The organism is Capnocytophaga sp. oral taxon 412 str. F0487 (genome assembly GCF_000271925.1).
Lineage (GTDB): Bacteria > Bacteroidota > Bacteroidia > Flavobacteriales > Flavobacteriaceae > Capnocytophaga > Capnocytophaga ochracea.
In genome coordinates this window covers 1-12,793 of sequence record NZ_AJZR01000004.1, presented here as the reverse complement: position 1 = coordinate 12,793, position 12,793 = coordinate 1, and the positions used below count along the sequence as shown (strand labels likewise).

The 12,793-nt window shown below is 39.1% G+C and carries 10 protein-coding genes; 6 read left to right on the top strand and 4 right to left on the bottom strand.

The window, feature by feature from the left end:
• Positions 1-3: 3 nt before the first annotated feature.
• Positions 4-369: a diacylglycerol kinase family protein gene (locus tag HMPREF1321_RS00480; RefSeq protein WP_034575346.1), complete on the top strand. Its 366-nt coding sequence runs from the start codon at positions 4-6 to the stop codon at positions 367-369.
• An 8-nt stretch (positions 370-377) separates the two neighbouring features.
• On the top strand, positions 378-1,253 hold the full coding sequence (locus tag HMPREF1321_RS00475) for a DMT family transporter (protein WP_009420903.1): 876 nt from the start codon (positions 378-380) through the stop codon (positions 1,251-1,253).
• A gap of 32 nt (positions 1,254-1,285) precedes the next feature.
• On the opposite strand, the gene metG is transcribed toward HMPREF1321_RS00475, so the two are convergent.
• Complete coding sequence (gene metG, locus HMPREF1321_RS00470; protein ID WP_009420879.1) at positions 1,286-3,352, bottom strand: methionine--tRNA ligase; 2,067 nt, start codon at positions 3,350-3,352, stop codon at positions 1,286-1,288.
• Positions 3,353-3,799: 447 nt separating this feature from the next.
• Here metG and HMPREF1321_RS00465 point away from each other — a divergent pair, with 447 nt between their 5' ends.
• From HMPREF1321_RS00465 to HMPREF1321_RS00455, 3 genes are read left to right on the top strand one after another with little or no spacing between them, the layout of a single operon-like run.
• Positions 3,800-5,278, top strand: coding sequence for a YfcC family protein (locus HMPREF1321_RS00465; RefSeq protein WP_009420902.1), 1,479 nt, complete (start codon positions 3,800-3,802; stop codon positions 5,276-5,278).
• 12 nt (positions 5,279-5,290) lie between these two features.
• Positions 5,291-5,917, top strand: coding sequence for a rhomboid family intramembrane serine protease (locus tag HMPREF1321_RS00460; RefSeq protein ID WP_009420886.1), 627 nt, complete (start codon positions 5,291-5,293; stop codon positions 5,915-5,917).
• Between the two features lie 26 nt (positions 5,918-5,943).
• On the top strand, positions 5,944-8,673 hold the full coding sequence (locus tag HMPREF1321_RS00455) for a PD-(D/E)XK nuclease family protein (protein WP_009420882.1): 2,730 nt from the start codon (positions 5,944-5,946) through the stop codon (positions 8,671-8,673).
• 32 nt (positions 8,674-8,705) lie between these two features.
• Here the strand turns inward: HMPREF1321_RS00455 and HMPREF1321_RS00450 are convergent, their stop codons facing one another.
• From HMPREF1321_RS00450 to HMPREF1321_RS00440, 3 genes are read right to left on the bottom strand one after another with little or no spacing between them, the layout of a single operon-like run.
• Positions 8,706-9,926, bottom strand: coding sequence for an aminotransferase class V-fold PLP-dependent enzyme (locus HMPREF1321_RS00450; protein WP_009420892.1), 1,221 nt, complete (start codon positions 9,924-9,926; stop codon positions 8,706-8,708).
• A 34-nt stretch (positions 9,927-9,960) separates the two neighbouring features.
• Complete coding sequence (gene bshC / locus HMPREF1321_RS00445; protein WP_009420894.1) at positions 9,961-11,559, bottom strand: bacillithiol biosynthesis cysteine-adding enzyme BshC; 1,599 nt, start codon at positions 11,557-11,559, stop codon at positions 9,961-9,963.
• Positions 11,560-11,577: 18 nt separating this feature from the next.
• Positions 11,578-11,880 (bottom strand): hypothetical protein, encoded by a 303-nt coding sequence (locus tag HMPREF1321_RS00440; protein ID WP_002671767.1) that lies wholly within the window; start codon positions 11,878-11,880, stop codon positions 11,578-11,580.
• A 129-nt stretch (positions 11,881-12,009) separates the two neighbouring features.
• Between HMPREF1321_RS00440 and HMPREF1321_RS00435 the strand changes: the two genes are divergently transcribed.
• Entirely contained in the window at positions 12,010-12,750 is a 741-nt protein-coding gene (locus HMPREF1321_RS00435; protein WP_034575342.1) for a 16S rRNA (uracil(1498)-N(3))-methyltransferase, read from the top strand.
• Positions 12,751-12,793 lie beyond the last annotated feature (43 nt).

The following is a 12,793-nucleotide window of genomic DNA, read 5'->3' as shown; positions in this document are numbered from 1 at the left end:
ATTATGGAATTTATAAGAAAAAGACTCAAAAGCTTACAATATGTATTTCAAGGTTTGTTTTATTTAATAAAGAATGAACCCCCAGTGATGGTACACATTCTCATCTCTTTAGTATGGGTAATTTTAGGCTTTTGTTTCGGCATTACTACCAATGAGTGGATTGTACAACTGTTGTGTATCGCTATAGTATTATCAGTTGAAGGACTCAATACAGCCGTTGAAAAGCTATGCGACTTTATTCACCCCGATCATCATAAAACTATTGGGATTATCAAAGATGTTGCTGCCGGAAGTGTAGGTTTTGCTGTGATACCTGTAAGCATTGTGCTCTGTATCATCTATTATCCTTATGTAATGGAACTCTTTTAATTTTTACTATGAAAGATATAGTAAAAGGGTATTTAGCAGCTTTTATTTCGGCGGCTACTTATGGTATGATTCCGCTGTTTATGATTCCTATCAAACAGCAAGGTTTTTCAGTAGATGTAGCACTTTTCTATCGCTTTATTACAGCAAGTCTTTTTATTATGCTTTATCTTTTCTACCGAAAAGAGACACTGCGCATTACCCCTCGTGAAGTATTTCTCTTTCTTATTTTAGGGCTTTTATATGCCATTTCAGCTGAGTTTCTCTTTATTGCCTACGATTTGCTTTCCCCAGGAATTGCTTCTACTATATTTTTTATGTATCCGCTTATAGTAGCACTTGCCTTGGGTATTTTCTTCAAAGAACGTATTACCTTTCCTACGATTTTAGCACTTTTTATTGTATTAATAGGTGTTTTCTTGCTTAGTGTAAAAGATGTTACAAACTTTTCAATCAACTATGTAGGGGCAGGAGTATCATTACTTGGGGCAGTTTCGTATGCACTCTATATGCTCATTGTCAATAAGTCTAAAATATCGGCTTCAGGAATAAAAGTATCGTTTTATTCTACCTTATTTTCTTCAGTTTATTTTCTTGTAAAACTATGGATTATAGGTACCCCTCTCCCCATTCCAGAAGTAAAAATGAGTTTACTGCTCACAAGTTTCGGTATAGTAACTACCTTGTTTTCTATCATCACCCTTATTTATGCTATCAGAATGATAGGTTCTACTCCTACAGCTATCATCGGGGTAATGGAACCTATTGTAGCAGTAGCTATCAGTATTTGGATATTCCAACAAGAAAGTCTTACAACAAATCTTATTATAGGAGTGCTACTCATTATCATCGCGGTAATGATAGATATCTTAAAAAGAAAAAAGTAGAGTTACATTGTATCTCTACTTTTATAATATTCTTATTTTACTTCAGTACCATTAGTAATTCCATCGGCATCAGGATTGATGAAGGTGTATTTGCCTTCGAAATTTTCTACCATTAGTATCATTCCTTGGCTTTCTACACCGCGTAGTTTACGCGGAGCAAGGTTTACCAATACAGTTACCTTTTTACCTATAATCTCTTCAGGAGTAAAACTTTGGGCTATACCGGAAACGATAGTGCGTTTATCAATACCTGTATCTACTTTTAAAACGAGAAGTTTATCTGCCTTAGGCATCTTTTCGGCTTCCAAGATAGTACCAATGCGAATGTCCATCTTTGCAAAATCATCGTAACTGATGAGTTCTTTTTGTGGAGCTACTTCAGTTTCAGCATTGGCTTGCGTTTCTTGCTTATTAGCTAATTTAGTGTTCTCTAAACGCTGTAATTGCTTTTCGATAGCGGCATCTTCAATCTTTTCAAAAAGAAGTTCCGCAACACCTATGCGATGTCCTGCTTTTAGCAATTCGGTGGCGTTTGTTTTTAGACTTTCCCAAGTAATTGTCCCCAATTGCAACATACGTTTGAGTTTCTCGGAAGTGAAAGGCAAGAAAGGTTCGCTAGCAACTGCCAAAGCTGTTGCAATTTGTAAAGCTATGTACATTACAGTCTTTACGCGCTTTGGGTCAGTTTTGATGAGTTTCCAGGGTTCTTCATCAGCTAAATATTTATTGCCTAAGCGTGCCATATTCATCAACTCTTGTTGGGCTTCGCGAAAACGGTAACGTTCTAATGATTCTTCTATCTTCTCGGTAAGTTCTGTGATTTGACGAAGTGTTTCAGTATCTACGTTATTATAAGTATCTGCTTGTGGTACTACTCCTTCATAATATTTCTGCGTTAGCACTGCCACGCGATTGATGAAATTCCCAAAGATAGCCACAAGTTCGTTGTTGTTACGCGCTTGGAAGTCTTTCCAAGTAAAGTCGTTGTCTTTGGTTTCGGGAGCGTTGGCGGTAAGAACATAACGCAATACATCTTGCTGATTAGGAAAATCTTGCAAATACTCGTGTAACCACACAGCCCAGTTTTTGGAGGTAGAGAGCTTGTTGCCTTCTAAGTTTAGGAACTCATTTGCAGGCACATTTGCAGGCAGTATAAAGCTACCTTCAGCCTTGAGCATTGCTGGGAAGATAATGCAATGGAATACGATATTGTCTTTCCCAATGAAATGCACCAACTGGGTATCACTGTCTTGCCAATAAGGACGCCAGTCTTTGCCTTCGCGTTCAGCCCACTCTTTAGTAGAAGAAATATAACCGATAGGCGCATCGAACCACACGTAGAGTACTTTGCCTTCAGCGCCTTCTATGGGTACCGGAATTCCCCAATCGAGGTCGCGGGTTACAGCACGCGGTTTGAGTTCGTCGTCTAACCAACTTTTCACCTGCCCATATACATTAGGTTTCCAATCGGATTTGTGACCTTCTAATATCCATTTTTCCAAAAACTCTTGGTAGCGATTGAGGGGCAAAAACCAGTGTTTGGTAGCTTTTAGCGTAGGTTTGCTACCTGTGATTGACGATTTAGGGTCGATGAGGTCGGTAGCGTTGAGTGAACTACCGCAACGCTCGCATTGGTCCCCGTAAGCTTCTGGGTTACCACATTTCGGGCAAGTACCAATCACAAAGCGGTCGGCAAGGAATTGGTGTGCCTCTTCATCATAGAGTTGTTCTGATATTTCTTCTATAAAATCACCTTGTTCATACAGTTTTTTGAAGAAATCGGAAGCTGTTTGGTGATGGATAGGGGCAGAAGTACGCGAATAGTTGTCGAATGAAATGCCAAAATCAGCAAATGATTGCTTGATAATCGCGTGGTATTTATCGATAATAGCCTGAGGGGTAGTACCTTCTTTTTTGGCTTTGATAGAGATGGCTACTCCGTGTTCATCGCTTCCGCAAATAAAGGCTACATCGTTGTTTTTTAAGCGTTGATAACGTGCAAAAATATCAGCTGGCACATATACTCCCGCCAAATGACCGATGTGAATAGGTCCATTGGTATAGGGTAGGGCTGCCGTAATGGTATAACGTTTAGACATTTTTTGAGTTTTGAATTATATATTTTTAGGTGGCAAAGGTACGAATAAAAGTGAAAAGTGAAAAGTGAAAAGTGAAAAAGTATATTCTACGAGTGCGAGCCACACGGGCAGATAGGGAAAAGACGAACAAAATATCCTCTCCCCAATCACATACTCTCCTTTTCGGAGACTACTCCCAAGGAGAGGGAGTGTAGTAACGGAAAAGTGAGACGAACAAAAGACGAACAAAAGACGAACAAAAGACGAAGAAAAGACGAAGAAAAGACGAACAATGAACGAAGAAAGGATGGGGATAAAGTGAATCTAACGCAAAGATAAGTTGGAGCAAATTTAATGTACTTGGTTCAGAAAAGTATTAAAAATTTGCTCAAATAAAAAAATAAACCATATCTTTGCCTAATGAATATTTGGAGGCAAGTCGATTTTTAATAATCTTGAACAGAACTGATGAAAAAACTCAAATTTCCTACCCCTTACACCGTACTGATGCTGGTGATAGTGTTGGCTGCCAGCCTTACTTTCTTGTTGCCGTCGGGGTCGTATAGCACTTTGCAATATGATAAGCAACAAGACTCTTTTGTGATACACACTGCAAATAATTCTTATACTGTACCTGCTACTCAAGAACAACTCGACGGCTTGGGTATTCATATTCAGTTGAGCAAGTTTAAAGATGAAAAGATTAAGAAACCTATTTCGATACCTAATACTTATGTGCAGAGCGTACCTCACCCGCAAGGAGCTAAATCTGTACTTTTTGCACCTATACGAGGAATCTACGACAGTATAGAGGTGATTCTTTTCGTACTCATATTAGGAGGCTTTATAGGGGTGTTCAACAGTTCGGGAGCACTAAATATGGGCGTAGGCTATTTGGCACACCGACTCAAAGGGCGCGAGGGTATTCTTATCATTCTGCTCACTACCTTGTTGGCGCTGGGTGGCACTTCCTTTGGATTAGCCGAAGAGACACTTGCTTTCTACCCTATGTTAGTGCCTATTTTTTTAGCAGCGGGCTACGACCTAATGGTACCCTTAGCAGTGATTTACATAGGTTCAAATGTAGGCTCTATGGCATCGACTACCAATCCGTTTGCGGTGATTATAGCCTCAGATGCCGCCGGAGTAGATTGGACGTCAGGGCTTAGCATACGTGTGATAGCCTTAGCGGTATGTGTACTGATAAGCATTATTTATATTATTCGTTATGCCGAAAAAGTACGCAAACACCCGGAAAAGTCAATTGTGTATGGAGTAGTCCTCCCTGAAATCTACAGTGCTAATACCCCAGAAAAGACCACTTCCTTAGAGCTTTCTACTAAAATAGAGCTCTTAGTATTTGCGCTCTCGTTTATAGTGATGATTGTAGGTGTGTCGCAATGGGAATGGTGGTTTCAAGAGATGACAGCTCTCTTCTTGGTAGCTGCTGTTGTGATTGCTATCTTACAACGCAGTAGTGAACAACAGTTTATCAGTCAGTTTATGGCAGGAGCACGCGATTTGCTGAGCGTAGCCTTCATCATAGGGATAGCCAGAGGAGTATCGTTTATACTGAACGACGGACAAATATCGGGTACGATTTTGCATTACGCCACCGACCTTGTGCAAGGAATGTCGCCAATGGTCTTTTTGCCAATGCTAATGTTAGTATTTGGTGTACTGAGTTTATTTATAGCTTCTTCCTCAGGAATGGCGGTACTCACGATGCCTATCATAGGGTCACTGGCTTCGGTTGTGGGAGTAGAAGGGCACAGTGTGGTGAGTGCTTATCTTTTTGGAATGGGTATTATGGGGCTTATCACCCCTACGGGACTTATTTTACCTTCACTGGCAATGGTGAATATTAACTACAAACAATGGTTGCAGTTTTGTATGCCATTGGTGATTATCTTTGCAGTAGTACTTACTATCTTATTGTGGATTTAAAATATAAAACTTATGAATATCACTTTTATTATTATTCTTCTTGCAACTATAGCAATGAGTTATTATGGATTTAACAATCCTACTTTTTTCAACCGTTATAAGTTTAATGTAGGAGCAGTGCAAAAGGGCGATTATGTGCGATTGGTATCCTCAGGCTTCTTGCACGCCAACTGGGAACACCTCATTTTTAATATGATTTCACTCTACTTCTTTCAAGATGTGATTATCGGTTCTATGGGGAACCTAATGTTCTTGCTTATCTATTTTGGTTCAATGCTACTGGGGAGTGTGTTCAGTTTGTACATTTACAAAAAACAGCCCTATTACTCCGCCATAGGGGCTTCGGGAGCTGTATCGGGGATTATCTTTGCAGCTATTGCTCTATATCCTACAGCATTGAGTGTAAACTTCTTGCCAGGGTGGCTCTTTGGAGCATTGTACTTTGGGTATTCTGTTTTTATGATGTTCAACCCACAACAAGGAGACAATTTAGGGCACGCAGCTCATTTAGGTGGGGCACTCTTTGGCTTGGCAGTAGTAATAGTCTACGCTCCTGAGGTAGTGATACGCCACGCTTTCTATTTGGGAATAATGGCATTGCCTTTGGGCTATATGGGAGTGCGATTGTTAAAAAAATGAGGAAATTAGTAAATTAGCAAATCATTATGAGTTATCTACAAGAAGTTATTACTGATGTTTTAGAAAACTATTCTGATAAGATAGAGCGTCTTGTGTTTGTTACTACGGGTAAACGCCCTGCACTCTTCCTCAAAAAACACTTTGCCGAGCAGATAAAGCACGCTACCATTGCCCCTGAGTTCATCGGCATAGCCGACCTATTTACGCGTATTTCGGATCTGCAACCTATCAGCAATTTGCCTTTGCTTTTTGAGTTTTACGATTGCTATGTAAAGACTTGCAAAACAACCCCCGATAGTTTTGAAGAGTTCCTCAGCTGGGGACAAACAGCTCTCAAAGATTTTAGTGAAATCGACCAATATTTGGTAAACCCCGATAAGATATTTCCTTATATTCACGCCCTCAAAGAAGTAGAACATTGGTCGGGTATGGACGAGCTTAGCGAGATGCAGAAAAAGCACTTAGCTTTCTGGAATAGCCTCGGCGATTACTATTTCGCTCTCAACAGCAAACTCACCAAAATGGGTAAAGGTTATGGTGGTTTCATCGCCAAAAAAGCTGTTGAAAAACTCCCCGAATACCTGCAAACACACAGCAATAGCATTCATATATTTGTCGGTTTCAACGCCCTTTCCAAAGCCGAACAGAAAGTTATACAATCAATACTAATGGATTTAGGCGGTGAAATTTATTGGGACGGTGATACTTATTTTTTTAACAATCCTGCCCACGATGCGGGTTTCTTCTTGCGCAAGTATATAAACAGCTGGCGTTATTACCAAACGCATAAACCTAAGTTTATACAAAGCAACTACGAAAAAGAAAAAAAACTCTATCTCACAGGGGTACCTAAAAGCATCAATCAGGCGCATAGTGTAGCCGAACTGCTTAAAAATACTCCTTCAAATGAATTAGAAAAAACCGCCCTCATCATCGCTGATGAGAATCTGCTCATCCCCGTGCTACAAGCTGTACAACCCAAAACAAGTGTGAACATCACTATGGGTTACCCTTTGCAGCAAACGCCTCTCAACGACCTTTTTGTTGCCTATTTTCGCTTGCATCTCTCCAAGAGTTTTTACCATAAAGATATACTGAACCTGCTCTCTCAACCTTTCTTACACACCTTGCTAAAAGAAGAAGTGGTGCGCCATATTTCGCAGTATATCAAAACGCACAACCTCACTTATATCACCCGTAAAAAGCTATTCGATTCGGTAGATGATACTGAACACGAGATGCTCACTTTGCTATTCCCCGATACCAAAGGCAAAGCACTCATCACTACCCTTATCGACAATGCTATTACGCTTATCTATCGCCTAAAAGCACAAATCGACCCTGAGAGCAATACTCACCTACTAACTCAAGAGTATGCTTATCGCTTCTTCCAGTTATTCAATCAGTTGAAACAGTTACAAGAGCAGTACGGCTATATCGATTCGGTGAAAACGCTTTATCATTTCTATTTAGATGTCTTACAGAAGAGTTCGCTCAATTTCCGCGGTGAGCCTTTGGAAGGTTTGCAAGTAATGGGGGTGCTAGAAAGTCGTAGTTTGGATTTCGACTGCGTGATTATCACTTCGGTAAACGAAGGCGTATTACCCTTAGGCAAAAGCGACAGCTCTCTGATTCCTTACGATGTGAAGTACGAACTGGAATTGCCTACCTACAAAGAGCGTGATGCGGTGTACAGTTACAACTTCTACCGCATTTTACAGCGTGCCAAACAAGTACACCTATTCTACGATACCGAGATGAATAGTCTGAAAAGTAAGGAGAAAAGTAGGTTTATCCTCCAATTATTAGCTGAGAAAATCCCCACCCACAAGGTGATACACCAAATCAAAGCTCCTGAAGTATATCCAGCAGTACTGCGACCGCTTACCATCGAAAAAACAACCGCTGTAATCGATGCGCTAAAAACCCTTGCCGAGAAAGGCATTTCACCTTCAGCACTAACTACCTATATCCGCAATCCACTCACGTTTTATGAGCAACAAGTACTACAGGTATACGAAGAAAAAGAGGTAGAAGAAACTGTTGAAGCCCGTACTTTTGGAAATATCGTACACGGCACTTTAGAAGATTTGTACACACCTTTTTTAAACGAAATACTCACCGAAGAGCACATTAAAAAAATGCAACTTTTGGTACTTCCCACTATCGAAAAACGCTTTGAAGAAGAGTACCGAAGTACTGATTTTAGGACGGGTAAAAACTGGCTTATTTTCAATGTAATAGAGAAGTATGTACGTAGTTTTTTAACTTTGGAACTCAACGAAATAAAAAGTGGTACCGAAATCATTCCTCTGTATTTAGAACAGAAAATAAAAATACCTTTCCAAGCTTCTCACTTGCCTTTTCTTGTTAATTTCAAAGGGATTATCGACCGGGTGGATAGACGTAACGGAGTGTTGCACATTATCGACTACAAAACAGGTATTGTAGAAGAAACCGATGTGCGCATCAAAGATTGGAATAACCTCATTACCGATATTAAGTATGGCAAAGCCTTCCAACTCCTCACTTATGCTTATATGATTACCCAGCATTTCAAGATTGATGAACCGATGATAGTTGCCAACCTATCATTCAAGCGTTTGCAAAAAGGATTCTTGCGTTTCCACACCTATATCGACAAGGTAAAAGACTGTGATGTAACTGCTCAAACTCTCGCTTTGTACAGTCAGTATACTGAGCAACTATTGCAAGAAATCTTTGATATAGAGAGACCTTTTTACGAGAAACTATAGTATTTATATCTTATATTCCTTTTGTGTGTTTATCAGCTTAACATTTTCTGAGCTTTTTTTACAGCTTCTACAAAGGTATCTATTTCTTCAAAGGTATTGTAAACAGCAAAGCTAGCACGAACTGTACCTGGTATACAGTAGAAGTCCATAATAGGTTGGGCACAATGATGCCCCGTGCGTACAGCAATTCCGAATTGGTCGAGAATTACACCTACATCATAAGGGTGAATGTTTTGTAAGTTAAATGATATAACAGCGGTACGCTTACTCAAATCATCATTACCGTAAAGAGTAATGCCTTCTATATTTTGTAATTTAGCAATAGCATATTCTAATAGTTTGTGTTCGTGTGTAGCAATAGCTTCCATTCCCAATTGCTGTATATAGTCAATTGTAACTCCAAACGCAATACCTCCACAAATATTAGGAGTACCTGCTTCAAACTTATAAGGGAGGTCAGCATAAGTACTCTCTTCAAAATGCACTTCTTTTATCATTTCTCCCCCTCCTTGATAAGGAGGTAATTGTAATAGTAATTCTTCTTTACCATACAACACTCCTATCCCCGTAGGTCCGTACATTTTATGAGCTGAAACAGCATAGAAATCAACATCGAGAGTTTGCATATCGGGTTGCAAATGTGGGGCTGCTTGTGCTCCATCTACTAATACAACTGCTCCTACGCGGTGTGCTTTTTCTATAATTTCTTCTATAGGGTGAATATTTCCTAAGGCGTTCGATACGTGCTGTACACACACTATCTTCGTACGTTTATTTAGCAGTTGGTTATACACCTCTAAGTCCAAAATTCCTTTCTCATTCATCGGGATTACCTTTAGGGTAGCCCCACTCCGTTGACAAGCTAATTGCCAAGGCACTATATTGCTGTGGTGTTCTGAAGCCGAAATAATTACTTCGTCTCTCTCTTGCATCAGTGAGCCATAACCGTTAGCCACTAAATTAATACCGTGCGTAGTTCCCGTAGTAAAAAGAATTTCAGAGCTTTTACGGGCATTGAAATGGCGTTGTATTTTCTTCCTCGCTTCTTCATAAGCATCAGTAGCTTCTTGGCTGAGAGTGTGTACTCCACGGTGGATATTAGCGTTTTGGTAACTGTAATAATGCACTATTGCCTCTATCACTTGTGTAGGCGTTTGCGAAGTTGCTCCATTATCAAAATAGATAAGAGGTTTGTTATGAATAGTACGTGAGAGTATAGGGAAGTCCGTTCTTATTTCAAGAATACTTTTCATTGTTCGTTATTTTGGGTGCAAAGATACAACATTTTTATTGTATTACCACAAACCTAAAATCAAACGGATTAAAGTCTTTTATTAACTCAGGAATGAGTTCTTCTCCTTTCATCAAATAGAAATCTGTGAAGTTAGCAAAACGCTCCTGTAAGGCTCCGTTAGGAAAGAGTTCATTTTGTAAAAAAATAGTCTGTTGCAATTCCTCTGCAAACTTCCTTTTCTGGGCTTTTAAGAGGCGTTTTTCCAGTTTGTCTAACCCTTTCATTTGTCTTACTTCTTGTGCTTTTACAGCATTCTCAAAAGTAACATCAGTGTGTTTAGCTAACTCATATAAATGCTCAAACTGCTTGTGTAGTAACTCTTTTTCAGGGGTAAAATCTATAGGAAATTCGCTTAACTGTCTTACTTTCTTGTTTTTTAAATCTTCTGGTTTTAGAAATAAGTCTTCTACTGAAAGTTTTAGTTTTTGTAGTTTTTCAGCTTGTCTTTGCGATATAAGCATTGCTGAATTGCGCAACATTAGTATCGGGAAGGGTACTTTCTCCTTATTGAAAAATCCTTTTAATTCCAGCCAATAGGCTATTTCACCACCTCCACCAATATATGCTAAATTGGGTAATATTACCTCTTGATATAAAGGTCGTAAGATTACATTGGGCGAAAATCGTTCTGGATAGGTGCGTAGTTCCTCTAAAATCCCCTCCTCAGAAAAACGAATATCCGTACCGTGTACCTCAAAGCCGTCCGCAGTGCGCACAAGGCGATGTCGTCCTCCTTCTGTAAGATAAAACATATTCACCTCACGAGGGTTCACTTGCACGGGATAAGAGCTATTTACAGTCTGTAAAGCCTTAATACTTTTAGTAACCTCAGTATGTGCCACACTGTGCAGTAAATCATCGCTTATGTAAGGGATAAATAGCCTTTTTAGGGCTTTATCGTTGCCATCTATTACTACAACTCCGTATGCTTCAAAGAGAGCATTTACTAAGTAACGAGTAGCAGAGGCTAAATCTTTATTTTTCAGATAACTATCGTGGAAGAGTGTGCGCAAAGTATTAGCATTTTTGCCTAGACCTATGGCTTTGTCAAAAGTCTGAAACACCGCTTCAAGTGTGTCAGTAGCAAAGTTGCCTGTGGCTCCTGTTTGGTCGCTATTCCAGCAAATAGTGCGATTGTTGAAGTGAAAGTGGTTAATTTCCTCAAAATCGTGGTCTTCTGTAGCCATCCAGTATACAGGTACAAAGTGCTTATCAGGGTACTTTTCGGCGAGCTGTTTAGCAGTATTAATTACCGAAATTATCTTGAAAATGAAGTAAAGATGTCCTGTAAAAAGACTTAATTGATGTCCCGTAGTGATGGTAAAAGTATTACTTTTGGATAAAAGTTCGATGTTTTTAAGTACTTTCGGAGTAGTTTTTACCTCAGCGTATTGCTTTTTTAAACTACTGACCAAAATATGGCGTTTCTCCTCAGTAAAATCAAGAGCTTTTTCTTCTATTTGCTTTTTAAATTCTAACAATGAAGGAAAATTATGATAAAAAGGACGTAATTTTTTATTCTCACCTACATAATCAGTGATGAGTTTAGAGAAAAAACGAATATTTTGATAAGGAATATAAGCGGTAATCATACGCTTTTTAGTGTTTTATTATTCGTCGTCTAGTGAAGAGTCATCAGGTATATCTAAATTGCTTACACTCATATCATCTTCTTCGTTATTCATAAAGTCATCATCTTCGTCGAAGTTTTCCATAGTGTCAGCTAAGCGGGTACTTACTTTCACTAAATATATAGTGTCATCAGTACGGACTTCCAAGGCATCAACTGTTTCATTTTTAGCGTTCTTAAAACGAATCACATCTGCATCTGTATACCCTTCGGGGTATTTCTCTACCAACATTGAGAGAATCTCATTAGTTAGTTTGTTGTAGTCTACTATTACACGTTTCATATTAATATTACTTTTCACGGGGCGAAAGTAAGTCAATTTTTATAATTACAAAATAAAAAATCTACTTTTTTTTATTTTGTTGTATCTTTGTCCCGCAATAAAGCCCATTTTTTCTAAGAAAATAAAATTATGAGTATGCAATTATTTTTCCACTCCAACCTTCATTCAAGTAGCACAAATTGCTTTTTTGATAAGGAAGAAAGCCAACATATAGTAAAGGTACTGCGCAAAAAAGCAGGCGATATACTCCATATTACCAATGGTAAAGGACTTCTTTTTGAAGCAAAATTAGATTTCGCTACACCTAAACAATGTGAGGTGTCTATACTGAAATGTACTCCTCAGCTTCCCCGTCCTTACTACTTACATTTGGTGGTAGCACCTACCAAGATGAATGAACGCTATGAGTGGTTTTTGGAGAAAGCCACTGAAATAGGCGTTGATGAAATTACTCCTATTATCTGTGAACATTCTGAGCGTATTTCTATCAAAGTAGAACGTTTTGAAAAGATACTCCTTTCAGCAATGAAACAATCGTTGCAATGCTATTTGCCTAAACTGAATGCGCCTATTGCATCAGCTCAGTTTTTCAAAACGATGCTGACAGATAGTTCAGCTAAATATATAGCTCACTGTCAAGAAAATGAAAAACGCTTGCTCTCTCGCGCACTCAAGCCCTTTCCTGAGCGTATTACCGTGCTTATAGGTCCTGAAGGTGATTTCTCTACTAATGAGATAAACACCGCTTTGCAACAAGCATTCGTGCCTATCTCATTAGGAAATACTCGCTTACGTACCGAAACAGCAGCCATAGTAGCCTGTCATACCGTTGCGGTAATAAATGAACTGACTAACATTAGTTCAACTTAATATCCTCTTAGGTCTGTCATTCCTTCGTCTTTTATTCGTCATT